16 protein-coding genes and 4 pseudogenes are annotated in these 24,170 nt (G+C 66.3%); 12 read left to right on the top strand and 8 right to left on the bottom strand.

What is annotated here, in order from left to right; all coding sequences use genetic code 11:
- The first annotated feature begins 4 nt into the window (after positions 1-4).
- The 5 genes from AC5Y2L_RS10920 to AC5Y2L_RS10940 all read left to right on the top strand — a co-directional run bounded on the left by AC5Y2L_RS10920 (position 5) and on the right by AC5Y2L_RS10940 (position 5,598).
- Positions 5-430, top strand: a complete 426-nt coding sequence (locus tag AC5Y2L_RS10920) for a DUF6653 family protein (protein ID WP_499935709.1) — start codon at positions 5-7, stop codon at positions 428-430.
- Between the two features lie 10 nt (positions 431-440).
- Positions 441-668: a hypothetical protein gene (locus tag AC5Y2L_RS10925; RefSeq protein WP_499935711.1), complete on the top strand. Its 228-nt coding sequence runs from the start codon at positions 441-443 to the stop codon at positions 666-668.
- A complete protein-coding gene (locus tag AC5Y2L_RS10930; protein WP_499935713.1) occupies positions 661-2,397 on the top strand; it encodes a serine/threonine-protein kinase PknH/PknJ in 1,737 nt (578 codons plus the stop codon). Before AC5Y2L_RS10925 ends, AC5Y2L_RS10930 begins: the two co-directional genes overlap by 8 nt.
- Before the next feature lie 90 nt (positions 2,398-2,487).
- Positions 2,488-4,422, top strand: a complete 1,935-nt coding sequence (htpG, locus tag AC5Y2L_RS10935; protein WP_499935714.1) for a molecular chaperone HtpG — start codon at positions 2,488-2,490, stop codon at positions 4,420-4,422.
- Positions 4,423-5,598 (top strand): winged helix DNA-binding domain-containing protein, encoded by a 1,176-nt coding sequence (locus AC5Y2L_RS10940; protein WP_499935716.1) that lies wholly within the window; start codon positions 4,423-4,425, stop codon positions 5,596-5,598.
- A gap of 150 nt (positions 5,599-5,748) precedes the next feature.
- Here AC5Y2L_RS10940 and uvrA read toward each other — a convergent pair whose 3' ends face one another.
- Entirely contained in the window at positions 5,749-8,658 is a 2,910-nt protein-coding gene (gene uvrA / locus AC5Y2L_RS10945) for an excinuclease ABC subunit UvrA (protein ID WP_499935717.1), read from the bottom strand.
- 97 nt (positions 8,659-8,755) lie between these two features.
- Here uvrA and AC5Y2L_RS10950 point away from each other — a divergent pair, with 97 nt between their 5' ends.
- On the top strand, positions 8,756-9,442 hold the full coding sequence (locus AC5Y2L_RS10950) for an MBL fold metallo-hydrolase (protein WP_499935719.1): 687 nt from the start codon (positions 8,756-8,758) through the stop codon (positions 9,440-9,442).
- A gap of 57 nt (positions 9,443-9,499) precedes the next feature.
- On the opposite strand, the gene AC5Y2L_RS10955 is transcribed toward AC5Y2L_RS10950, so the two are convergent.
- Entirely contained in the window at positions 9,500-11,572 is a 2,073-nt protein-coding gene (locus AC5Y2L_RS10955; protein WP_499943865.1) for a serine/threonine-protein kinase PknD, read from the bottom strand.
- Between the two features lie 85 nt (positions 11,573-11,657).
- Between AC5Y2L_RS10955 and AC5Y2L_RS10960 the strand changes: the two are divergent.
- Positions 11,658-11,774: pseudogene (locus AC5Y2L_RS10960) on the top strand (MBL fold metallo-hydrolase); the annotation flags it as partial.
- A 3-nt stretch (positions 11,775-11,777) separates the two neighbouring features.
- On the opposite strand, the gene AC5Y2L_RS10965 reads toward AC5Y2L_RS10960, so the two are convergent.
- A complete protein-coding gene (locus tag AC5Y2L_RS10965; RefSeq protein ID WP_499935720.1) occupies positions 11,778-12,221 on the bottom strand; it encodes a universal stress protein in 444 nt (147 codons plus the stop codon).
- 185 nt (positions 12,222-12,406) lie between these two features.
- Between AC5Y2L_RS10965 and AC5Y2L_RS10970 the strand changes: the two genes are divergently transcribed.
- Complete coding sequence (locus AC5Y2L_RS10970) at positions 12,407-13,984, top strand: mannosyltransferase (protein ID WP_499935722.1); 1,578 nt, start codon at positions 12,407-12,409, stop codon at positions 13,982-13,984.
- Here the strand turns inward: AC5Y2L_RS10970 and AC5Y2L_RS10975 are convergent.
- From AC5Y2L_RS10975 to AC5Y2L_RS10985, 3 genes are all read right to left on the bottom strand, one after another.
- Positions 13,973-15,385, bottom strand: coding sequence for an MFS transporter (locus tag AC5Y2L_RS10975; RefSeq protein ID WP_499935724.1), 1,413 nt, complete (start codon positions 15,383-15,385; stop codon positions 13,973-13,975). The genes AC5Y2L_RS10970 and AC5Y2L_RS10975 overlap by 12 nt on opposite strands.
- Positions 15,382-17,550 (bottom strand): excinuclease ABC subunit UvrB, encoded by a 2,169-nt coding sequence (gene uvrB / locus AC5Y2L_RS10980; RefSeq protein ID WP_499935725.1) that lies wholly within the window; start codon positions 17,548-17,550, stop codon positions 15,382-15,384. Before uvrB ends, AC5Y2L_RS10975 begins: the two co-directional genes overlap by 4 nt.
- Positions 17,551-17,778: 228 nt before the next feature.
- On the bottom strand, positions 17,779-19,755 hold the full coding sequence (locus tag AC5Y2L_RS10985; RefSeq protein ID WP_499935727.1) for a serine/threonine-protein kinase: 1,977 nt from the start codon (positions 19,753-19,755) through the stop codon (positions 17,779-17,781).
- A 280-nt stretch (positions 19,756-20,035) separates the two neighbouring features.
- Here AC5Y2L_RS10985 and AC5Y2L_RS10990 point away from each other — a divergent pair.
- The 4 genes and pseudogenes from AC5Y2L_RS10990 to AC5Y2L_RS11005 form a co-directional block, all read left to right on the top strand.
- Positions 20,036-20,812 (top strand): annotated as a pseudogene (locus tag AC5Y2L_RS10990) (FHA domain-containing protein); the annotation flags it as partial.
- 117 nt (positions 20,813-20,929) lie between these two features.
- A pseudogene (locus tag AC5Y2L_RS10995) lies at positions 20,930-21,349 on the top strand (ATP-binding cassette domain-containing protein); the annotation flags it as partial.
- 369 nt (positions 21,350-21,718) lie between these two features.
- Positions 21,719-22,528 (top strand): annotated as a pseudogene (locus tag AC5Y2L_RS11000) (ABC transporter permease); the annotation flags it as partial.
- Between the two features lie 80 nt (positions 22,529-22,608).
- Positions 22,609-23,043: a ribonuclease FAU-1 family protein gene (locus AC5Y2L_RS11005; protein WP_499935728.1), complete on the top strand. Its 435-nt coding sequence runs from the start codon at positions 22,609-22,611 to the stop codon at positions 23,041-23,043.
- A 37-nt stretch (positions 23,044-23,080) separates the two neighbouring features.
- Here the strand turns inward: AC5Y2L_RS11005 and AC5Y2L_RS11010 are convergent, their stop codons facing one another.
- On the bottom strand, positions 23,081-23,545 hold the full coding sequence (locus tag AC5Y2L_RS11010) for a hypothetical protein (protein WP_499935730.1): 465 nt from the start codon (positions 23,543-23,545) through the stop codon (positions 23,081-23,083).
- Positions 23,542-24,117, bottom strand: coding sequence for a hypothetical protein (locus AC5Y2L_RS11015; protein ID WP_499935731.1), 576 nt, complete (start codon positions 24,115-24,117; stop codon positions 23,542-23,544). The genes AC5Y2L_RS11010 and AC5Y2L_RS11015 overlap by 4 nt, the downstream gene beginning before the upstream one ends.
- Positions 24,118-24,170: the final 53 nt, after the last annotated feature.

A 24,170-nucleotide genomic window follows, 5' to 3' on the forward strand; every position in this document is an offset into this window, starting at 1 on the left:
TCACATGCCCTCATTGCCGGTCGCCGCGCTTCGCCGGGCGATTTTCGCTCGGCACTGCAACCCGTGGAGCGCCTGGACGCGCTGGGCCAGCACACCGCTGGTGCTGGTGCCGATCTGGACGCGGCGGTGGAGTCATGGTGCGCTGGTCGCGTTCTGGCTGGCAGTTAATCCGGTCATCTTCGGGCCGCCGCGGGACGAACGCGCCTGGTCCACCCGGGCGATGCTGGGTGAGGAACTCTGGATCACCCGTCGGCCCCGGGACGCGGCCATGGCCCTTAGCTTGCTGACGTCCGCGGTGGCGCTGGGCGCGATGGTCGCCGCCCGCCGCCGACGGCTGATTCCGGCGGTCGTCGCCACGGCGGTGCAGATGGCGCTGACCCTGGTGTACTGGCAGCAGATGGTGCGGTACTTCGATCTGGAGCCCAAGTAACCTGGTCTGCATGCCTGACGAAGCGACGACGTCGGACGGGTACGACGACTCGGGAGTGCCGAGCTTCGATGCCGTCCGCGAGAAGATCGAAACCCGGTACGGAACCGCGCTGGGCGCAACGGAACTCGACGCGCAGAGCCCGGAGGGCCGCAACATCGAAGACGAGTATGAGAAGCGGCAGCGAGCCGCGGCCGAACGACTGGCGCAGATCCGGGAGTCGATGCGGGGCAATGACTGACACCGGGCCGATTTCACGGGTAGGCACCCAGTTCGGCCCGTATCGCCTGCAGCGGCTGCTGGGCCGCGGCGGGATGGGTGAGGTCTACGAAGCCTACGACACGGTCAAAGACCGAACCGTCGCGCTGAAGCTGATGTCGCAGCATGTCAGCTCCGACGACGTGTTTCGCCGACGCATGCAACGCGAAGCCCATACCGCCGGTCGTCTGCAAGAACCGCACATCGTGCCGATCCACGACTACGGCGAAATCGACGGCCAGCTGTTCATCGACATGCGCTACGTCGAGGGCCATGACGTCGCGGCGCTGATCCGTCGGGAAGGACCACTGGCGCCGCCTCGCGCGGTGGCCATCGTCGAACAGGTTGCCGCGGCACTGGACGCCGCGCACCGCGCCGGGGTGATCCACCGCGACATCAAACCCGAGAACATCCTGCTCACCGGCGAAGACTTCGCGTACCTGGCGGACTTCGGCATCGCGGCGGCGTTCACCGACCAGAACATGACCAAGACCGGCACCGCCGTGGGCAGCTGGTGCTACATGGCGCCCGAAAGGTTCGGCGACGGCGAAATCACCTACCGCGCCGACATTTACGCGCTGACGTGCGTGCTCTACGAATGCCTGACCGGCGTTCCGCCCTATTCCTCCGAAAACCTACCCGCGCTGATGGCGGCGCACCTGACCCGGCCCGTCCCCCGGCCCAGCCAGCAAAACCCTTCGGTGCCAACGGGTTTCGACCATGTGATCGCCCGTGGGATGGCCAAAGATCCTACCCAGCGTTACGAAAGCGCCGGCGCCCTGGCAAAGGCCGCCCACGACGCCTTGAGCGCCTCCGACCAGCAACGGGCGGACACGCTGCTCCAACACACCTGGCAATCGGCTCCCCCGCCCACCGGACCGACGCCGATGATGCCGCCGCAATTGCCGCTGCCGCCGCAGGTTTGGGCGCCGCCCCGCCCAGCGCAACGCAAACCGTGGCTGATCGTCGGCGCCGTGGCGGCGGTCGTCGCCGTGCTGGCCGGCACGGCCGTCTGGCTGGCAGTCCGCAATACCGGAGGCGAGCAACCGAACAGCCAGCCAACCACGGCTCCGGCCCTGTCCACCACGACCGCGGCCACAACCATCACCACCACCACCACCAGGACCGTTCCGACAGTTGCTCCTGCGCAGCTGGATTCGCTGCTGCTCAGCCCCGCGCAACTCGACGCATATTTCTCGACGTCCGGCATCGGAGTCCTCAAGAGCCGAACGGACCTGCCCGATCCCGACCCCGGGGACAAGGTATCGGAGCCACAATGCCTCGGGGCGCTGATCGGTCTCCAGCTCCCCACCTACAAGAGCAGCGGCTACACCGCCACGGCGATCCAGCTGTTGGAAAAGCCCGGCAAGCCCGGCATCACCATCGTCCAAGGCGTCGTGCACTTTGCCTCCGCAGAGCAGGCGACCCAATTCGTCTACGGTCAGCAGAGCCAATGGAATGGGTGCGCCGGCAAGACCATCACCCAGACGACCCGCGACGGCCAAACGCTCTCATGGCGATTCCACGAGGTCACCGGCGCTCCGCCGAAGATCGCGCTCACACACGACTCGACCGACAATCGCGGCGCGACCTGCCAGCGCGTGCTAAGCGCGGTGTCCAACCTGGTCATCGACGTCAACGCCTGCGCTTCCCAGTTGACCAACCAGGCCAGCCAGATCGCCACCGACATCGCCGCCAAAGTGCCAAAGTGACGTGCCGGCGGCACCCCTGATGGCGCCCCCCACACTGTGGATAATCGGTCCCGAGATCTGCACATCGCCAGACCAGTCGAACGGAGGTATATGAACGCGCAGGCAGAGCAGCTGGAGTTCCAGGCGGAGGCGCGCCAGCTGCTGGATTTGATGGTGCACTCGGTGTATTCCAACAAGGACTCGTTTCTGCGGGAGTTGATCTCGAACGCCTCCGACGCGCTGGACAAGCTGCGACTGGAAGCGTTCCGCAACAAGGACCTGGATGTCGACACCAGCGATCTGCACATCGAGATCGATGTCGACAAAAACGCGAGAACGCTCACCGTGCGCGACAACGGGATCGGGATGACCCGCGACGAGGTCGTCGACCTGATCGGCACGCTGGCCAAATCCGGGACCGCCGAACTGCGGCAGAAGCTTCGGGACGCTAAAAACGAGGCCGCGTCGGAAGAGCTCATCGGCCAGTTCGGGATCGGGTTCTACTCGACGTTCATGGTGGCCGACAAGGTCGAGCTGCTCACCCGCAAGGCCGGCGAGAGCACGGCCACCAGGTGGGAGTCGACCGGCGAAGGCACCTACACCATCGAGTCCGTCGACGACGCGCCCCAGGGAACGTCGGTCACGCTGCACCTCAAGCCCGAGGACACCGAGGACGAACTGCACGACTACACCTCGGAGTGGAAGATCCGCGAGCTGGTCAAGAAGTACTCCGACTTCATCGCCTGGCCCATCCGGATGGACGTGGAGCGCAGGACGCCTCCGAAGGAGGAGGGCGGCGAAGAGCAGGTCACCATCGAGACGCAGACCCTCAACTCGATGAAGGCGTTGTGGGCCAAGTCCAAAGACGAAGTGTCCGAGGAAGAGTACAAGGAGTTCTACAAGCACATCGCGCACGCCTGGGACGACCCCCTCGAGGTCATCCCGATGAAGGCCGAGGGCACCTTCGAGTACCAGGCCCTGCTGTTCATCCCGTCGCACGCCCCGTTCGATCTGTTCAGCCAGGACAACAAGATCGGGATCCAGCTGTACGTCAAGCGGGTCTTCATCATGAGCGACTGCGAGGAGCTCATGCCGATCTACCTGCGCTTCGTCAAGGGCGTGGTCGACGCTCAGGACATGTCGCTCAACGTTTCTCGCGAAATCTTGCAGCAGGACCGGCAGATCAAGGCGATCCGTCGGCGGCTGACCAAGAAGGTGCTTTCCACGATCAAGGAGATTCAGTCCGATCGGCCGGAGGACTACCGCACATTCTGGTCGCAGTTCGGCAGAGTCCTCAAAGAAGGCCTGATGTCCGACGTCGACAACCGTGACACCCTGCTGCGCGTCTCGTCGTTCGCCTCGACGCACAGCGACGAGGAACTGACCACGCTGGCCGAATACGTGGAGCGGATGAAGGAAGGACAGGAGCAGATCTTCTACGCCACCGGCGAGTCACGGCAGCAACTGCTCAACTCCCCGCACCTGGAAGCCTTCAAGGCCAAGGGCTACGAGGTGCTGTTGCTGACCGACCCGGTCGACGAGGTCTGGACCGGTATGGTGCCCGATTTCGACGGCAAGCCGCTGCAGTCGGTGGCGAAGGGCGAGGTGGACCTGGATTCCGAAGAGGACAAGTCCGAGACCGAACGCGAGGAGCAGGCAAAGGAATTCGCCGACCTGCTGGCGTGGCTGCAGGAAACCCTGGACGAACACGTCAAAGAGGTTCGGTTGTCGAACCGGCTGACCGAGTCGCCGGCCTGCCTGATCACCGACGCGTTCGGCATCACGCCCGCACTGGCGCGTATCTACCGGGCCTCCGGACAGCAGCTTCCGGTCGGCAAGCGGATTCTCGAGCTCAACCCGAACCATCCGCTCGTCACCGGCCTGCAACGGGCACACAAGAAGGCTGGTGACGAAGCCGAACGGCAGCGTCTCGCCGAGACAGCCGAATTACTGTACGGCACAGCACTTCTCGCTGAGGGCGGCGCGCTCGACGACCCGGCCAAGTTCGCCGGGCTGCTCGCGGACCGGCTGGTTCGTACGCTCTAGGTGCGCAAATTCGGTGTCGACGAGCGGCGAAACCGGCTGGCGCGCAGGCATTTTCTGGCGCCGGTCGGCTCGGCGCCGATCAGCACCGTCATTGCCGGGCTGGTCGGGCTGCATGCCACCGACCCGGCCACCCCGTATCTGTCGCTGTGGGCGCGCTCGGCGGGGTTCGGTACCGGCGAGCTGGACAGCGCGCTGTACCAGCAGCGCTCTGCCGTCAAGCAGCTGGCGATGCGACGGACGCTGTGGTTGGTGAACACCGCTGACCTGGGACCCGTGCTGGCGGCGGCCAGCGACCGGGTGGCCGCCAACGAGAGTCGCCGACTGGCCGCCGACGTCCGCAAGGCCGGGGTGGCGGTGGACGGCGAACGTTGGCTCGAGCTTGCCTGCGCCGCGGTGCTCGGCCACCTCGCGGAGAATGGACCCGCCAGCAGCACCGAGCTGCGGGCCGCGCTGCCTGAACTGGCTGGGACTTACGATCCGGCGCCCGGAAAGCGTTGGGGCGGTGAGGTTCCCATCGCGCCACGGGTCTTGACGGTGCTTTCGGCACGCGGCCACATCGTGCGCGGGCCCAATGACGGGACATGGACCACGTCCCGGCCGCGGTGGGCCATCGCCGCAGAATGGCTGGGCCAGGTGCACCGGCCGACGGCGGCATCGGCTGCCCAAGCGGAACTGACCCGCCGTTGGTTGCGGACGTTCGGCCCGGCCACCGTCGAAGATGTGAAGTGGTGGTTCGGCACCACCCTGACCGCCGCCCGAAAGGCGTTGAGCGACATCGGCGCAGTGCAGGTAGACCTGGACGGCGGACTCGGCTACGCGCTGCCCGACGATCTCGAAGCCGCGCCGGACGTTGAGCCGTGGTGCGCGCTGCTGCCGGGGCTCGACGCGACGACAATGGGCTGGTCCGACCGTGACTGGTATCTCGGTGCGCACCGGGACCAGGTTTTCGACCGCAACGGCAATGCCGGCCCTACCGCCTGGTGGAACGGCCGCGTGGTGGGCGGCTGGTATCAGGGTGGCGACGCCCGCGTCCAGCTGCAACTGCTCGAAGAGCCCGGCCGTGACGCGCGACGCGCCCTGCAGCGACGCGCCGACGAGCTCACTGAGTGGCTGGACGGCGTGCGGGTCAGTCCGCGCTTCCCGTCGCCGCTGTCCAAGTCGGGGGTCACGGCCTGATCGAAACTGCAACCAGGGCGCCGGAATTCGCGAAAACTACGCCCTCGGCGCAGTCTCGTTGCCATGAATGCAGACTCGACGCGGCCGACATTCACTCTGCGCTCAGGGCGGACTTTTGCGAGAGGAGTGCGCCCTCTCCGCAGAATCAATTCACGCGCTGACTTTGCGCCGCTTGGACGACCGTCGCGTCGCCTCCCCGTTACGCCCGACCACCTCGGCGAGAAACTTCCCGGTGTAGCTTTCCGGCACCGCGGCGATGTCTTCCGGTGTGCCTTGAGCGACGACGGTCCCGCCCTCGGCTCCGCCCTCCGGCCCCATGTCGACGATCCAGTCCGACGTCTTGATCACGTCCAGGTTGTGTTCGATGACGATCACCGTATTGCCTTTGTCGACAAGGCCGTTGATGACGTTCAGCAGCTTGCGGATGTCGTCGAAATGCAGGCCGGTGGTGGGCTCGTCGAGGATGTAGATGGTGCGCCCGGTGGAACGCTTCTGCAACTCGGCAGCCAGCTTCACCCGCTGCGCCTCGCCGCCGGACAGCGTGGGCGCGGGCTGGCCGAGCCGCACATAACCGAGACCGACGTCGACCAGGGTGCGCAGGTAGCGGTGTATGCCGGTGATCGGCTCGAAGAACTCGGAGGCTTCCTCGATCGACATGTCCAGCACGTCCGAGATGGTCTTGCCCTTGTAGTGCACTTCCAGAGTTTCCCGGTTGTAGCGGGCGCCGTGACAGACCTCGCAGGGCACGTACACGTCGGGCAGGAAGTTCATCTCGATCTTGATGGTGCCGTCACCGGTACACGCCTCGCAGCGCCCGCCCTTGACGTTGAACGAGAACCGACCCGGTTGGTAGCCACGGACTTTGGCCTCGGTGGTGGCGGCGAACAGAGTGCGGATCTTGTCGAAAACCCCGGTGTAGGTGGCCGGGTTGGACCGCGGCGTGCGACCGATCGGCGACTGGTCCACCCGCACCAGCTTGTCCAGGTGGTCCAGCCCGGTGACCCTGGTGTGCCGGCCGGGGACTTGCCTGGCGCCGTTGAGGCGGTTGGCCAGCACCGCCGCCAGGATGTCGTTGACCAGGGTGGACTTTCCGGAACCGGACACACCGGTCACCGCGGTCAGCACACCGAGCGGAAAGGACACGTCGATTCCGCGCAGGTTGTGCTCGCGGGCACCGACGACGGTCAGTTGGCGCCGCCGGTCGGCGGGACGCCGGATCGCGGGTATCTCGATGCGTTCCTTGCCCGACAGGTAGGCACCGGTGATGGACTCCGCATTTGCCAGCAGCTCGCTGTAGGTTCCGCTGTGCACGATGGCGCCGCCGTGCTCGCCGGCTCCCGGACCGATGTCGACGACCCAGTCGGCGTGTGCGATGGTGTCCTCGTCGTGCTCGACCACGATCAGCGTGTTACCCAAATCCCTTAAGCGCGTGAGGGTTTCGATGAGCCGACGATTGTCTCGCTGGTGCAGCCCGATGGACGGCTCGTCGAGCACGTAGAGCACCCCGACCAGGCCGGACCCGATCTGAGTCGCCAGCCGGATACGTTGGGCCTCACCGCCGGACAGCGTGGCCGCGGCGCGGGACAGCGACAGATACTCCAGCCCGACGTCGAGCAAAAAGCCGAGTCGCGACTGGATTTCCTTGAGTACCTGCCCGGCGATCGCCTGCTCGCGCGGACCGAGGGTGAGCGCGTTCAGAAAATCGGCGCAGTCCGAGATCGACAGCTCACAGACTTCGGCGATTGATTTGGCGCCGCGCTCGCCGGCCGCCAACGTCACCGCCAAGATCTCCGGCTTGAGCCGTGTGCCCTCGCAGACCGGGCAGGGCACGTCGCGCATGAAGCCCTCGTAGCGCTCCTTCATCTGCTCGGACTCGGTCTGCTCCATCTTGCGCTGCAGGAACGCCAGCACGCCCTCGAAATCGGCGTAGTACGAACGCGTCCGGCCATAGCGGTTGCGGTAGCGCACATGCACCTGATGGTCGGAGCCCTCGAGAATTGCCTTGCGCGCCTTGGCCGGAAGCTTGCGCCACGGGGTGTTGACATCGAAGCCAAGTTCCTCACCGAGCCCGGCCATCATCCGGGTGAAGTACTCGGCGGTGTGGCCGTTGGACCACGGCGCCACCGCGCCGTCGGCCAGCGTGCGTTCCGGGTCGGGCACCACCAGGTCGGGGTCGACCTCCTTGCGGATCCCCAGCCCGGTGCACTCCGGGCAGGCGCCGTAGGGTGAGTTGAACGAGAACGACCGCGGTTCCAGGTCGTCGACCGCCAGGGGGTGCCCGTTGGGGCAGGCGAGTTTCTCGGAGAACCGCTGTTCGCGCGGGTGGCCGTGCTCGTCGTGATCGTCGGGAAACTCCAGCACCAGGATGCCGTCGGCCAGGCGCAGCGCCGTCTCTACCGAGTCGGTGAGCCGTTGCTTGGCGGTGGCCTTGACCGTGAGACGATCCACCACCACCTCGATGTCGTGCTTCTCCTGCTTCTTGAGCTTGGGCGGATCGGTCAGCGGATGTACCACGCCGTCGACCCGGACCCGGCTGTAGCCCTGGGCGTTCAGCTTGTCGAACAGGTCGGCGAACTCGCCCTTGCGGGTGCGCACCACCGGCGCCAACACCAGGAACCGGGTGCCCTCCTGCATCGCCAGGACCTGGTCGACGATTTGCTGGGGCGTCTGCCGGGCGATCCGCTCACCACACACCGGGCAGTGCGGCGAACCCGCCCGCGCATAGAGCAGACGCAGGTAGTCGTAGACCTCGGTGATGGTGCCGACCGTCGACCGCGGGTTGCGGTTGGTGGACTTCTGGTCGATGGACACCGCTGGGGAAAGACCTTCGATGAAGTCGACGTCCGGCTTGTCCATCTGGCCCAGGAATTGGCGGGCGTACGCCGACAGCGACTCGACATAGCGTCGCTGACCCTCGGCAAAGATGGTGTCGAAGGCCAGCGATGACTTGCCGGAGCCGGACAAGCCGGTGAAGACGATCAGCGCGTCACGAGGCAGGTCCAGGTCGACACTGCGTAGGTTGTGCTCTCGTGCACCCTTGACGATGAGGCGATCAGCCACGCACTCCCTTTCAACCCATTTGGCTTTCAGACAGAACTCGTCCCCCATGCTATGTGGCCGTACCGACAAGTATCCGCGGACCAGTAACCTGGCCGGTATGACTGCCGCGGACAACCTCAGCGACAACTACACCGGACACGTCGACCCTGGTACCGCGGCGCGCCGGACGCTACCCGGCGCAACGATCCTGAAGGCGTCGGTGGGCACGATGGACAACAACGCCTACCTGGTGACGTGTTCCGAGACCGGCGAAACGCTGCTGATCGACGCCGCCAACGACGCCGACGTCCTGCTCGACCTGATCCGGCAGTACGCGCCGAAACTGTCGCTGATCGTGACCAGCCATCAGCATTTCGATCACTGGCAGGCGCTGGAGGCGGTGGCCGCGGCCACCGGTGCGCCGACGGCAGCGCACGAGATCGACGCCGAGCCACTGCCGGTCAAGCCCGACCGTTTGCTGGCCAACGGCGACACGGTGCAGATCGGCAAGCTGAACTTCGACGTCATCCACTTGCGCGGGCACACGCCCGGATCGATCGCGCTGGCCCTGGACGGGCCCGCGACCGGCGGGGTCACGCAGCTGTTCACCGGCGATTGCCTGTTTCCAGGAGGTCCTGGACGGACAACACGTCCAGACGAGTTTGAATCACTCATGGGAGACCTCGAGGCCAGAGTTTTCGCCCGATACGGGGACGAGACCATCATCTATCCCGGCCATGGCGACGACACCAATCTCGGCAATGAGCGACCGCATCTTGCGGAGTGGCGCGAACGCGGCTGGTAATTGCGGAGTTTCGCCGCCGGACCCTGCCCGGCGGTTGCCGAGCGTTGAGACGAGGCGCTACTGCACCGGCAGCTTCAGCACCCGGTTGTCGCCGGAGTCGGCGACGTAGACGTTGCCTGCGTCGTCCACCGCTAGACCCATGGGACGAAACCAAGTGAAGGGCAGCACGGTCGATGTGGACGACCCCGCCGCCAGTTTCAACACTTTGGACATGTCGGCCACGTAGACGTTTCCGGTTTTGTCCACCGCCATACCTCTGGGGGTGTCGATGCCGGTGAACGGCAGCACTTCTTGGGTGGACGAGCCCTCCGCCAGCTTCAACACTCGGTGGGCGGTCTGGTCGGCGACGTAGACGCTTCCCTTGTTGTCCACCGCCACGCTCGTGGGAACTTCGAGGCCGGTGAACGCCAGCACTTCCTGGCTGGACGAGCCGGCCGGCAGCATCAGCACCGCCTTATAGTCCGCATCGGCGACGTAGACGTTGCCGACGGAATCCACCGCCACCCCCATGGGGTCTTTGAGGCCGGTAAACGGCAGCACAATTTGATCCCTGCCCCCACCCGGCAACTTCCGCAGCTCCAGCACCCGCTTGGTACCCGAATCTATGACATAGACGTTGCCGGCGCTGTCAACCGCCACAATGCCAGGCTCTTTAAGGCCAGTGAACGGCAGCACTTCTTGACCGGACGAACCGTTCGGCAGCATCACCACCCGGTTGCCCCGAACATCGGAAACGTAGACGTTGCCAGCGGAATCCACCGCCACACCGAAGGGTTCCTCCAGGCCCGTGAACGGCACCTCGACCGGCGGATGAGGATTTCGCGACGAAGTGGCCAGCTGGGATGTGGGGACTGTCTGCGATGTCGGACTCGGCTCCGGCGTCGAACCTGTTGGGTGCTTGAGGATGGCGGGAATGCCGACGCCGGCAGCGACAAAAACGACCGCGGCAGCGACGCCGACGATGACCCAGGGTGTGCGGTTGCGCCTTGCGCGGGCCTGCTGCGGCGGCACCGGCTGTTGGGACGCCCGCACCGGTGGCGCGGCGGGACCGTCTTCGGCAGTGCGGTCGCGGGGCGAAGGCGGGGGCTTGGGTGGTGGCTGTGGGGGCGGCCCCGTTGAGGCCAGCCGCGTCGGGTACTGACTTACGTCGTCGACGTCCTGACCGACGGCGGGCGCTGGGCCCTGCAGCTCTGGGTCACTTGTGGTGACCTGAAACGGTGGTTGGGATGCCAGGTCGTCCCGCGTCGTGGGGTCGGTGGGTTGCGCGGGCGCGGGAGGCGGATCGGGTGCTTGGGGGATGGGCTCGGTGATCGCATCGCGGGCGTCGTTTGCTAATTCGACGGTGGTCGCGTAGCGCTTGCCGGGGTCTTTGGCCATCCCCTTGGCAATCACCTCGTCGAACCGCATAGGCACCGTCGGTCGTGTGGTCGATGGTTGCGGCGGAGGGTCGGTCAAGTGCGCCGCGACTTGGCTTTCCAACGAATCGCCAGGAAACGGGGGGCTTCCGGTCAGGCACTCATACAACACACATGCCAACGCATAGATGTCGGCGCGGGCATCGGCCTCGCGGTCCCGCAACCGCTCCGGCGCCATGTAGTGCCAGCTACCGATCATGGCGCCGGTGCCCGTCAATCTGCTGTCACCCGCGCCACGGGCGATGCCGAAGTCGATCAGGTAAGCGAAATCGTCTTCGTCAAGCAAGACGTTGGACGGCTTAACGTCGCGGTGCACCAGGCCGATCCGGTGCGCGGCCTGCAACGCCTTGGCCACCTGCTCGACAATCCGCACCGCCCGCGCGGGGTCCATCGGCCCGTCGGCCAGAACCTGTTGTAGGTCCCGACCGTCGATAAGCCGCATGTTGACAAAAAGCCTGCCGTCGATCTCCCCGTAATCGTGGATCGGAATGATGTGCGGGCTGCTCAGCCGCGCCGCCGCTTCTGCTTCGCGACGAAAGCGTTGCACGAACGTGGTGTCGCCCGCCAAGTGTGGCGCCAGCAATTTGATTGCCACCGTCCGGTTTGTGACCGTGTCGTGGGCGCGCCACACCTCGCCCATACCGCCGCGACCCAACAACTCCACCAGCCGGTAGCGACCGAACGGCGTCCCGTCCGCAGCGTCCTGCCCCGCCACAGTCAGGATGCTAGTGATTCACGCCAACCCCCACAGTCGATTCGGAAGGCCGCCGCGTGAAGAACGGGCGCGTCAAAAAGCGTTCACTCGGGTGTTCGACGTGTACGACGACTCCACCGTCATCTATCCCGGCCACGGCGACGATGCGGTGCTGGTAGCCGAACGTCGCAACCTCGGCGAATGCCGCGAGCGAGGCTGGTAGACGCTAGTTCGTGGTGTGGACGATCAGCACGTCGACCTTGGCCCGGCGTGAGACGTTGGCCGGCACCGATCCCAGCAGCCGGCCGGCGATGGTGCTCAGCCCGACGTTACCGACGACCAGCAGGTCGGCCTTCTCCTCCTCGGCGAGGTGCACCAGCGCGTCGACCGGAGCCCCGACGACGGGTCGCTCCTCCACGTTCTTCGCGCCCGCGTTGTGAGCCCGCTCCCGCGCGTCGTGCAGGATGTCGTAGATCGGGGCGGTGCCCGAAATCTTGTAGCTCTCTTGCTTGAGTACGTCGGCGGCTCGCCCGTCCTCATGCTGGGGTAGATACGCCGACGCGATGATCAACTTCGCGTCCGCCCCGGCGATAGTGGCTGCCCGATCCACCGCACGCATCGATGAATCCGAGCCGTCGGTTCCTACCACCACGGTCTTGTAGGCGCCCATTTACCCTCCCAATGTCGGTTGCTACGCCAAGCCAAGACATTATCGCCTGCCGCACGCAGTTGGTGAGATTAAACCGTGTCGAATACCTCAGCGTCACGCACGCGTCGCGGGTCTGCAGGTGCCCGCGGCCCTGGCCAGCGCACCGCGACCGACCGCTGACCAGGTTCATTACAGTGACAAGCATCATGTCTGCACCGACTCTGGAGGAACCTGCGGCGGATGTCGCGGCCGAGCCCGGGCGCGCACCCGCTCGCGGCAGACTGCTGGATCCCGTGGCGATTGCCCTGCTGGCCGTGGCGATCAGCGCAGGCTGGGCGGGCAGGCCGTCGCTGTGGTACGACGAGGGCGCGACGATCTCGGCCTCGGCGAGCCGGACACTGCCCGAGCTTTGGAAGCTTCTTGGTCATATCGACGCGGTGCATGGCCTCTACTACCTGCTGATGCACGGCTGGTTCGCGATCTTCCCGCCGACGGAATTCTGGTCGCGGTTTCCCAGCTGCCTGGCGATCGGGGTCGCAGCGGCAGGCGTGGTGGTCTTCGCCAAGCAGTTTCCGCCGCACAGTCGCCTCATCGCCTTGTGCGCGGGCGTCGTCTTCGCCATCTTGCCGCGGGTGACGTGGGCCGGTATCGAGGCCCGCTCCTCCGCCCTGTCGGTGGCCGCCGCCGCCTGGTTGACCGTGCTGTTTGTCGCGGCGGCGCGCCGCAACCGGCCACGGCTGTGGCTCGTTTACGGGCTGATATTGATGCTGTCGATACTGGTCAGCGTTTATCTGGTGCTGCTGGTGCCGGTATACGCCGCGATGCTAGTGGTGTTCGTACCGAGAGGCGCGCGCAAGTCTGTCCTAATCGGATGGGTGGCCAGCTCAGCGGTGGCGCTCGGTGCGATGACACCGTTCCTGCTGTTCGCCCATGGCCAGGCGTTTCAAGTGAGATGGATCGCCGGCCTGCAACGCAACCTTTTCCTCGACGTGGTCCATCGGCAGTACTTCGACCACAGCGTTCCCTTCGCCATCCTGGCCGGAGTGATCGTCGTCGCCGCCGTCGCGGTGCGGCTGGCCGGCGCACCTGGGCCCGCCGCCGACACCCGTCGGCTGCTACTGGCCTGCGCGGCCTGGATCGTCATTCCCAACGCCATCGTGCTGATCTACTCGGCCACGGTCGAACCGATGTACTACCCGCGCTACCTGATTTTCACCGCGCCTGCGGCGGCCGTGGTGCTGGCGGTCTGCATCGTCACCGTTGCCCGCAAGCGATGGCTCATCGCCTGCCTGGTAGCGCTATTCGCGATTGCCGCGCTGCCGAATTACCTTGTCACCCAACGTGGCCCCTACGCGAAAGAGGGCTGGGACTACAGCGAGGTCGCCGATCTCATCAGTTCCCATGCGGCACCTGGCGACTGCCTCCTGGTGGACAACACGGTCCCCTGGCGACCCGGGCCGGTCCGCGCGCTGCTGGCCGCCCGCCCCGCCGCGTATCGATCGCTGATCGACGTGGAGCGCGGGTACTACGGGCCGAAGGTCGGCGCCCTGTGGGACGGCCATGTCGCGGTGTGGCTGACGACGGCCAAGATCAACAAGTGTTCGACGGTGTGGACCATCACCAACCGGGACAAGTCGTTGCCCGATCATCAAACCGGCGCTTCGCTGCCCCCAGGTAAGGCGTTCGGGCGTGCGCCGGCGTACCAATTCCCCAGCTACCTGGGGTTCCGCATCGTCGAGCGGTGGCAATTCCACTACTCGCAGGTGGTCAAGTCAACGCGGTGAGCGCCGGTCGGCGCGAGTCGCCCGGTAGGAGGCGATGAAGCCGACCGCCGCCAACAGGGTGAAGGCCGTGAACAACCACCGGGCGGCCAGCAGGTCTGCGCCGTCGGCCCGGTTGACCACCACACCGGCCAGCCCGGCGCCGAAGGCCGCGGAAATCAGCTGCACGGTGTTGATCGCGGCCGCCGCTGCGCCGCCTTCGGCCGGGTCGTCGACGCACTCCATGGCTCGCGCCGCCAGATGCGGCCAGGCCATCCCGATGCCTATCCCGGCCACCAGCAATGCCAGCGCCCAGACCACGACAACTCCGATCGACGCGTCGGCACGCTGAGTGACGGCACCTACCCCAAGACCGGACGCCATCACCAGCGGCGCAGCCAAGACCACATACCCGATGAGTCGCGAGTTGTTCAGCGAGGCGCTGACGATCTCGCTGACCGTCCAGCCGACCGCCAGCGCTGCGCCCAAGAATCCGGCCAGAACCGCGTTCAGGTGTCCGAGCCGCTGGCCGAACAGGGGCACGTAGGTATCGATCATCACCGCCATCATCTGCACGGCCATCGTCAGGTAGACCCATTTCAACGGGCCGGTACCAAACACGCTGGGCGGCAACACCGCTGCGTCGCTGCGCCAGTCCAATATCACGAAAACTCCGACCAGCAGCACACCGGCGGCCAGCAATCCGGTGGAAGCCAGGACGCCATGGGGCAGCTGTGCGACGCTGACGGCCAGCGCGGCGGCACCCATCAGCAGCAATGACCACACCGGCACCTTGGCCGGCGTCGCGGGCGCGTCGTCCTCGGGGCCGTTTCGGCTCGCCGCCAGCACGGTCGGCACCAGGATCGACATCAACGCGGTCAGAATCGCCATTGCGCCAAACGCCCAGCGCCACAGCCCGAACTGCGCGAACACCCCGCCGATCGCTGGGCCGGCTACGGTCGCGACGCCCCACATCGCCGAAACCAGCGCCGAGCCGCGGGTCCACAACGATCGGGGCAGGGCGGAGTTGATCAGCGCATAGCCGAGGCCGGCCAGCAGGCCGCCGGCGACTCCCTGCAGGGTCCGCCCGGCTATCAGGACCTCCATGGTCGGGGCCGCCGCGCACACCACGCTGGCGACGCCGAAAACGGCCAGCCCCAGCAGAAACGACATCCGGGCGCCGAATCTGACCAGCATCGACTTGACCATGGTCGCCGCGACCACCGAGCCGACCAGGTACAAGGTGACCACCCAGGCGTACAGGCGGCTGCCGCCGATTTCACGGATGGCGCTGGGCAGCAGGCTGATGGTCAGGAACTCGTTGGTGGCATAAAGCCCGACGCCGCCGGCCAGCACGACGGACGTCCCCAAATAACGGCCCAACAGCTCACGCCAGCTGCCCGTCTCGGTTGTCGTATCGGTCACTTGAGCCCGGCGGCGTCCATCCCGCGCAGTTCTTTCTTGAGGTCCGCGATCTCGTCGCGGAACCGCGCGGCCAGCTCGAACTGCAGATCCCGGGCGGCGGCCATCATCTGCGCGGTGAGGTCCTTGATCAGGTCGGCCAGCTCGGCGCGCGGCATGGCCGAAGTGTCGCGGCCCTCGAACACGCCGGCGCTGACGGCGCGGCCAGGCTCGCCCTGGGCGCGACGGCCGCGCGACATGCTGCGGCCGGAGCCGATCTCGACCGTTTCCGTGTCGTCCGCCTCGCGATAGACCTGGTCGAGGATGTCGGCGATCTTCTTGCGCAGCGGCTGCGGGTCGATGCCGTTGGCCTCGTTGTAGGCGATCTGCTTGGCGCGGCGGCGCTCGGTCTCGTCGATGGCTTCCTTCATCGAGTCGGTGATGGTGTCGGCGTACATGTGCACCTCGCCGGACACGTTGCGGGCCGCGCGGCCGATGGTCTGGATCAGGCTGCGGGTGGACCGCAGAAAACCCTCCTTGTCGGCGTCGAGGATCGCGACCAGTGACACCTCGGGCAGGTCCAGGCCTTCGCGCAGCAGATTGATGCCGACCAGCACGTCGTACTCGCCCAGCCGCAGCTGCCTGAGCAACTCGACCCGGCGCAGCGTGTCCACCTCCGAGTGCAGGTAGCGCACCCGAATGCCCATCTCGAGGAGGTAGTCGGTGAGGTCCTCGGCCATCTTCTTGGTCAGCGTGGTCACCAGCACCCGCTGGTCGGCGTCGGCGCGTTTCCGAATCTCGCCGATGAGGTCGTCGATCTGCCCCTTGGTCGGCTTGACCACGACTTTCGGGTCGACCAGACCGGTAGGCCGAATGACCTGCTCGACGAACTCGCCACCGGTCTGGCTGAGCTCGTACGGGCCCGGGGTGGCCGACAGGTACACCGTCTGCCCGATCCGGGCAGCGAACTCCTCCCAGGTCAGCGGGCGGTTGTCGCAGGCCGACGGCAGGCGGAAGCCGTACTCGACGAGGTTGCGTTTCCGGGACATGTCGCCCTCGTACATGCCGCCGATCTGAGGCACGGTGACGTGCGACTCGTCGATGACGAGCAGGAAATCCTCCGGGAAGTAGTCGAGCAACGTGGCCGGCGGCGAGCCGGGCCCGCGGCCGTCGATGTGGCGGGAGTAGTTCTCGATGCCCGAGCAGAACCCGACCTGCCGCATCATCTCGATGTCGTAGTTGGTGCGCATCCGTAGCCGCTGCGCCTCCAACAGCTTGCCTTGGCTCTCCAGTTCGGCGAGCCGTTCGGCCAGTTCCTCCTCGATGGTGGAGATCGCTTGGGCCATTCGCTCCGGCCCGGCGACGTAGTGGGTGGCCGGGAAAATCCGCAGCGTATCGACCTGTCGGATCACCTCACCGGTCAGCGGGTGCAGGTAGTACAGCGCCTCGATCTCGTCGCCGAAGAACTCGATGCGAACCGCCAGCTCTTCGTAGGACGGGATGATCTCCACGGTGTCTCCGCGGACTCGGAACGAGCCGCGGGTAAACGACAGGTCGTTGCGGGTGTATTGCACGTCCACCAACAGCCGGAGCAGCCCGTCGCGCGGCACCTCGGTGCCGACCTTCAGCTCCACCGAGCGGTCCAGATAGGACTGCGGGGTGCCCAGGCCGTAGATGCACGACACCGAGGCCACCACGACCACGTCGCGCCGAGACAGCAGGGCCGACGTCGCCGAGTGCCGCAGCCGCTCCACGTCGTCGTTGATCGAGCTGTCCTTCTCGATGTAGGTGTCGGTCTGCGCGATGTACGCCTCCGGCTGGTAGTAGTCGTAGTAAGAGACGAAGTACTCGACCGCGTTGTGCGGCAACATTTCTCGCAGTTCGTTGGCCAGCTGCGCGGCCAGCGTCTTGTTGGGCGCCATCACCAGCGTGGGCCGTTGCAGGCGTTCGATCAGCCACGCGGTGGTCGCGGACTTGCCGGTGCCGGTGGCGCCCAGCAGTACCACGTCACGCTCGCCGGCTTTGATCCGCCGCTCCAGCTCGTCGATGGCCGTCGGCTGGTCGCCGGCCGGGGCGTGCTGGCTGACGACCTGGAAGCGTGCGCCAGTGCGCACCAACCCTTCCACGGCCTGCGCAGGTGGGCGGTATTCCGAATGTGCGATTACCGGATGTTCGGTGGCGAAAGCCATGTCACCAGAGTAGAGGCGGGCACCGACAAGCCGGGCGCTGCGAGGGCGCGCAATGCCGCCGGAGGGACATAGTCACCGGCATCGGGGGTGAATCCTGGGCTTTGAGTGTGAATCCGAGGCGTCGCGGGTGAATCTAGGGCGGGGAAATCGCCGAGATCCCGCCCTCAGTTCACGTTGAAAGCCGTCACTGCACACTCAACGCCGTGGTTGCACACTCACGCCGCCACGTCAGCCGTGCCGGGTCCACATCCGCGTCACCGGGTCGCATTGCAGCAGGTAGCCGTCGTTGGACGTGGACAAGGCGAACACCGGGACATCGGGCAGATCGCACGACGTCCCGGCCGCGTGGACACCGGTGGTGATCGGGGCTTTGTCCCAGGTGTTGCCTTCGCACACCACCTGCTGGTTGGTGGTCTGGTCGTAGCCCAGCTTGTCGACCTCGCTGCACAGGCCGCCGAGAACTGGCGGCGCGGGCTTGCCGGGAGGTGTAGCGGGCGCACTGAGCACCGCCGCGGGATCGGCCAGGGCGACACCCGGCGGGACGTCACCGACCCGCGTGGCCACCACCGGAATCCGGATCACCGCACCCTGTGCCCCGCACTCAGCGGACAGCACGGTTTCGGTTTCGGTGCCCCGCAGCGTGCCATCCGGCTGCGGCGCCAGCGACCACGCGACCGTCTCCTGCTGAGTCGCGCTGCCCGAAGCGTTGGGCTGACGGCAGCCGACCCGCACCTGCTGTGGCACGCCCTGCCAGTAGCCGGCCACGAAGCGCAGCATCTCGGCTTGGCCGGCCTCGCCCAGCTGCGACCCGGTGGCCGCGCAGCCGTTGGCGGTACACGCCGAGCGGAAGGCCCACCAGCCGGTGGCTGCTGTGTCGTGACGAATCGGCAGCCCGTTCGTTGACTTCTTCGACTTGTCGTAGTCCAACCGGTAGGTGCCGTTGAGCACGCGGGCCGCACTCGTTGGGCCGGCGGCCGGGACAGCCGGTTTCGACACGAGCGCGGGGGCGGGCTGCGGACCGTCCTGCTGAAAGGTGTACAGAATCGACCAGGTCGCCGCGACGGCGATCAGCACCGCACAGAGCATTGCCGCCGACCACCGGATGCGGGACGAAAACCGGCGGCCGGCCGGGCCTCGAGTACGCTGCCCGGACTTGGGCCCGCCGGCATCGTGCCCGCTGAGCGCCGCGGAGAACGCGCGGCAACGCTCGAATCTTTCGTCGGGATTCTTGGCCAGCGCCTGGAAGAACACGTCGTCGAGGTGTGCGAGGTCCGGCCGGTAATCGCTGAGCCGCGGCGGATCGACGTGCAGATGCTGGCTGATCACCGTTATGGGATTGCCGTGCTGGAACGGCGGCGCACCCGCGAGCAGGTGGAAAGCCGTTGCGGCCAAGGCATATTGGTCGGCACGTCCGTCGATGTTGGAGCCGGTGAGCTGCTCGGGCGCCGCGTAGGCGACAGTTCCGACCGCGACGTTGGTTTCGGTAATTCCGCTGATATGGCCGAGATGACGAGCTACCCCGAAGTCTGCCAACAGGATTCGGCGTTCCTCGGTATCCGGGTGAGCGAGCAGGATGTTGGCGGGTTTGACGTCGCGATGCAGCAGGCCGCGGGAGTGCGCATAGTCGAGGGCGCCGGCAACGGCCTGGACGATGTCGCGGACGACATCGACCGGCATGCCGTCTGGGTAGCGCTCCTTCAGCAGCCGGGCGGCGTCGGTGCCCTCGACGTAGTCCATGGAAATCCAGAGCTGACCGTCGAATTCGCCACGATCGTGGACTCCGACGATGTGAGGGTGCCACAGCGTGGCGGCGAGATCGGCTTCCCGGTTGAACCTTTCCCGAAACTCGCTGTCCGCGGTGACGGCCGGGGCAAGGACTTTGATCACGTCACGACGCGGCAACCTGGGATGCAACGCCAGGTACACCTCGGCCATCGCGCCGGCGCCCAGCGGCCGCAGGATGGTGTACCCGGCGAACGGCACACCGCTCGCAATGCACGGACCGCTGACCTCGTCACCGACCCGGACCGGAGACTGCGCGTTCGGTGCCGAGCTGACCGGCGGCACCCGACGAAACAGGTGCGCCACGGTTGCCGACGGCAGCGACTGGAAGCCCGCTCGAACGGCCAGGCGCGGATTGGACAACAGCCGTCGCCCGACGCTCAGCCGCCGCGTATCTGTCGGCGACTTATCGGCCTCTTCCACCAACCGTCCTCCCCTTGTTTACCGGCAAGCCGAACCGTCCGAACTGGCAATCCGGAGGCGGTATCCCGTTGGAATGGTGCCGAACGTAGGTGGGCATCTGACCAATGCGAGCTATGAACCAGCTGTGAGTGCCGAATGCCCAAACAAAGCCAGTTCACAGGCCAGTCCAAGGCTGGCCTCACACGTCTCCAAAAATACTGAATAGGTGAATCGACCCGTCCCGCCCACATTGACCATCCGGCACAACGGATCTCGACAGTCGTTTGCGGCAGGCCAGGAGGTGATCATCGGACGCGACCCGCAGGCCCATTTTCGGATCGCCGACCCGCGAATCTCCCGCGAGCACCTGATTGTGCGCTTTGATCAGGGCCGATGGCTGGCAATCGACAACGGCTCGCTGAACGGGACCTATGTCAACGGCTACCGGATGCCGGTGTTCGACGTGCACGACGGACAGAGCGTCAACGTCGGCAACCCGGAAGGACCGCGGCTGACCTTCGAGCTCGGTTCCCGGCCGGGAACCCCCCGGCGGCCGGCGCAGTCCAGGTCAACGACCCACTCCGGGCCGCCGACCCTGGCCTGGACGGTGACACCCGAACCTCCGCCCGGGGGCCGGCCACCCCAGCGCCGGCATCCGGCGCCCGGGTTACGCAAGGAGGCGCCGCGGCGGTCTGCACCGCCCGTAGAGCGCACGGTGGTCGACGCCGGACGCAAGGCTCCGCCGAAGTCGGCGCCGGCGGTCGAGTCGACCCTGATCGACGTCAGGGCCGGCGACTCGTCGAACCTGGCAACGCGGATGGTCAAGTTTCTTTCCCAGCGATCGGCCGGCAATCCTGGACACCCGAGAACGGCCGGCGCCGTCACGGTTGGTCGTGCGGCCGAGAGCGACATCGTCGTCTCGGACGTCTTGGCCTCGCGTGAGCACGCGACGTTGGCGCTGACGCCGCTGGGCACCGAGATCCGGGACTGCAGCGTCAACGGGACGTTCGTCAACGGCACCCGCGTCGGATCGGCGATCTTGTCCGAGGGCGACGTGGTGACGGTCGGCAACGTCGACCTGGTCTTCACCAACAGCACCTTGGTCCCGCGCGCTGAGGCCGCGACCCGCACCGGCGGTCTGGAGGTGCGCGGCGTCAGGTACAGCGTCGACAGCAAACAGCTGCTGGACGACATCTCACTGACCGCCAGACCCGGGACGCTGACGGCGATCATCGGCGGGTCGGGCGCGGGCAAGACCACGCTCGCGCGGCTGATCGCCGGATATGCCCGCCCCACGGGCGGGTGGGTCACTTTCGCGGGACACGACATCCATGCCGAATATGCGTCGCTGCGCAGCAGGATCGGCATGGTCCCACAAGACGACGTCGTGCATCGACAGCTCACCATCAACCAGGCGCTGGGCTACGCGGCGGAACTGCGTTTACCGCCCGACACCGGCAAAGCCGACCGCGCCAGGGTCGTCGCACAGGTACTCGACGAACTCGACCTGACCAAGCACGCCGACACCCGGGTGGACAAGCTGTCCGGCGGGCAGCGCAAGCGCGCCTCGGTAGCGCTCGAACTGCTCACCGGGCCATCGCTGCTGATCCTGGACGAGCCGACGTCGGGCCTGGACCCCGCGCTGGACCACCAGGTGATGATGATGCTGCGCCAACTGGCCGATGCCGGCCGGGTGGTGATCGTGGTGACGCACATGCTGTCCTACCTCGACATCTGTGACCAGCTGTTGCTGGTGGCACCCGGCGGCAAGACCGCCTACTGCGGCCCGCCCGATCGCATCGGCGACGCAATGGGCACCACCAACTGGGCCAAGATCTTTACCAATGTGGGCGCCGACCCCGAGGAAGCCAACCGCCGCTTCCGGGCCCGGGACCAGGCCACGAACCAGGCACCGAAGCGGCCGGAGACAGAGCCCGCCGAACTGGGCCAGCCGGTGCATACCAGCCTGCGGCGTCAGGTCTCGACGATCGCTCGCCGGCAGGTGCGCCTGGTGGTGGCCGACCGGGCCTACTTCTTGTTCCTGGCGCTGCTGCCGTTCATCCTTGGCGCGCTGGCGCTGACGGTTCCGGGCTCGGGTGGATTCCATATCGCCTCCGAGCACGCCAGCCCGCCCGACGAATCCGCACAGATACTCAACCTGCTGGTCAACGCCGCCGCCTTCATGGGCACAGCGCTGACGATCCGTGACCTGGTCGGCGAGCGCGCCATCTTTCAGCGAGAGCAGGCGGTCGGTTTGTCGACGAGTGCCTACCTGCTGGCCAAGACCGGGGTTTTCTGCGTCTTCGCCGTCCTGCAGGCGGCGATTGCCACGGCGATCGTGGTCGTCGGCAAGGGCGCGCCGACGCGTGGCGCCGTGGTGCTGGGCCACACTGCGCTGGCCGCCGGCATCGAGCTGTTTGCGGCGGTGGCCGCGACGTGTGTGGCCTCGGCAATGCTGGGTCTGGTCATCTCTTCGCTGGTCCGCTCCACCGAACAGATCATGCCGTTGTTCGTGGTGTCGATCATGGTGCAGCTGGTGCTGTGCGGCGGGATGGTCCCGGTGACCAACCGCATTGGGCTGGAACAGGTCTCGGCGCTGGTGCCGGCGCGATGGGGCTACGCCGCCGCGGCCGCCACGGCCGACCTGCGGACCCTGGTTCCGGGTTCGCTGCTGCCGCAGGATCGGCTGTGGCAACACGTGCCGAAGATCTGGCTGATCGACATGGGCGTGCTGGCCGGGCTCTCCCTGTTCTATACCTGCTTTGTGCGCTGGAAGATTCGGCTGAGACGGTAGGTAGGCTGAGAGCCATCCATCCACCGAAGCACGAAACGTTCGACCTCCGCGCCCGCACCAACACCGATCCCAAGGGCATCGTGCGGGCCGTCGACGAGTACGTCGTACAACCCTGGGGGCTGTACCTGGCGCGGCCCACTCCGGGCCGGGCGCAATTCCACTACCTCGAATCGTGGCTCTTGCCGTCATTGGGCCTGCGCGCCACCGTGTTTCACTTCAACCCTGGTCACGAGCGGGATCAGGACTACTACCTCGACATCGGCGAATACACGCCCGGCCCAAACATCTGGCGTTCCGAGGACCACTACCTCGACATCGCCGTCCGCACCGGCCGAGGGGCGAACCTGGCCGACATCGACGAGCTGCTGGACGCCGTCCGGCATGGGCTGCTGACCCCGGAAGCCGCCGAACAGGCGGTGCGGCGGGCCGTAACCGCGATCGACGGGCTGGCCCGCAACGGCTATGACCTCGGCCGGTGGTTGGCGGGCAGCGGGATGGAACTCACCTGGCGCTAGCGAGCGAAACCAGTGCCGCACAGCCTGGTTCGCCGAGTCAAACCGCGAGTAGCCGCTCGAAGAATTCGCGATAACGCATCAACGCCAAACGAAGGTCTTCCGTAGAAGCTTCCTGGCCCTGAGCCCATTGCTCTTCGAGACGCGAGCGCGCTCGGGCGAAACCGTTGGTGAGCTGCTCCACGAGATCGGAGACCAGGACGTCCGCCTTCTGGACGCATTCCTTCGGATCGTCGACGAATGCCGCTTGCACACCGGCCCACCGCGCACGCAACTCCGCGAGCTCATCGTCGGCGAAAAGCGTATCGGCTGTTGGTGCTTCGCGTTCTGCGCCGGCGAGTTCCGGGGATGCGGGCGCGGTCTCGGCCGCGGGTGCTGTTCCGTCATAACCGGCCGCGTAATCCGACGCTTGGCTCTGGTTCTGCTCTTGTCCGGCAACTGGTGGCGGTTGCGACTGGTACTCGTCCTGCGAGCCGGTCAACGTTTGATGTTCATGCGTAGTCATGCGCTTGCCTCCTTGGACCTGGCCCTTTCTGTATCGGTCTCGAGCAGCTTTTCGAACAGCGCCCGAAAATGCACGAACGCCTCGCGTTGCTGCTCGGTGCTGACATTGCCCTGCTGCTGCAGCAGGTGAATGCGGTGCGCGGCCCGATAGTCATCGACGATCTGCGGATGCTCTACCGAGATGTCAGCTGCCCGCTGCTCGAAATCATCGACCGGGTAACCCCGTTCGCGCATTACCTCGGTGACCAGACGATCAGCGACGCCGACGGCCGTCGCCGGGTCGTCGACGAACTTCGTCTGTACCTCATGCCAGCGCGTCGTGAAATCCGAGAGAGCCGAGGGTGTCAACGGGACGATGTCGAGACTTTTCCGCTTGCGTTCCCGCGCGATCAGTTCATTCTCTGCGCTCTTCTGGCTCCCGGTGTCGGACACCAAGCGGTCGTATTCACGGCCGTAGTGCTGCTTGAGACGTTCGGTTTTTCTGCGGCTGCTGACCAAGGCCGCGGCGACGACCACCAGCGCGACCACGACGACGACGCCGGCCACGATCAGAACCCATTCCCATAAGGGCATCTCGTCCTCCTCTCATACACGTGTCGAATACCCGGCGCGCAACTGAACCAACC

The sequence above is a fragment of the Mycobacterium sp. NGS66 genome, from assembly GCF_059812225.1.

What these genes read in the sequence shown, in the direction of transcription:
- AC5Y2L_RS10970 (WP_499935722.1), top strand. Translation starts at nt 12,407, where the DNA reads ATGTCTGCACCGACTCTGGAGGAACCTGCGGCGGATGTCGCGGCCGAG.
- AC5Y2L_RS10950 (WP_499935719.1), top strand. Translation starts at nt 8,756, where the DNA reads ATGACTGCCGCGGACAACCTCAGCGACAACTACACCGGACACGTCGAC.
- AC5Y2L_RS11015 (WP_499935731.1), bottom strand. Translation starts at nt 24,117, where the DNA reads ATGCCCTTATGGGAATGGGTTCTGATCGTGGCCGGCGTCGTCGTCGTG.
- AC5Y2L_RS10925 (WP_499935711.1), top strand. Translation starts at nt 441, where the DNA reads ATGCCTGACGAAGCGACGACGTCGGACGGGTACGACGACTCGGGAGTG.
- AC5Y2L_RS10965 (WP_499935720.1), bottom strand. Translation starts at nt 12,221, where the DNA reads ATGGGCGCCTACAAGACCGTGGTGGTAGGAACCGACGGCTCGGATTCA.
- AC5Y2L_RS11010 (WP_499935730.1), bottom strand. Translation starts at nt 23,545, where the DNA reads ATGACTACGCATGAACATCAAACGTTGACCGGCTCGCAGGACGAGTAC.
- uvrB (WP_499935725.1), bottom strand. Translation starts at nt 17,550, where the DNA reads ATGGCTTTCGCCACCGAACATCCGGTAATCGCACATTCGGAATACCGC.
- htpG (WP_499935714.1), top strand. Translation starts at nt 2,488, where the DNA reads ATGAACGCGCAGGCAGAGCAGCTGGAGTTCCAGGCGGAGGCGCGCCAG.
- AC5Y2L_RS10930 (WP_499935713.1), top strand. Translation starts at nt 661, where the DNA reads ATGACTGACACCGGGCCGATTTCACGGGTAGGCACCCAGTTCGGCCCG.
- AC5Y2L_RS10920 (WP_499935709.1), top strand. Translation starts at nt 5, where the DNA reads ATGCCCTCATTGCCGGTCGCCGCGCTTCGCCGGGCGATTTTCGCTCGG.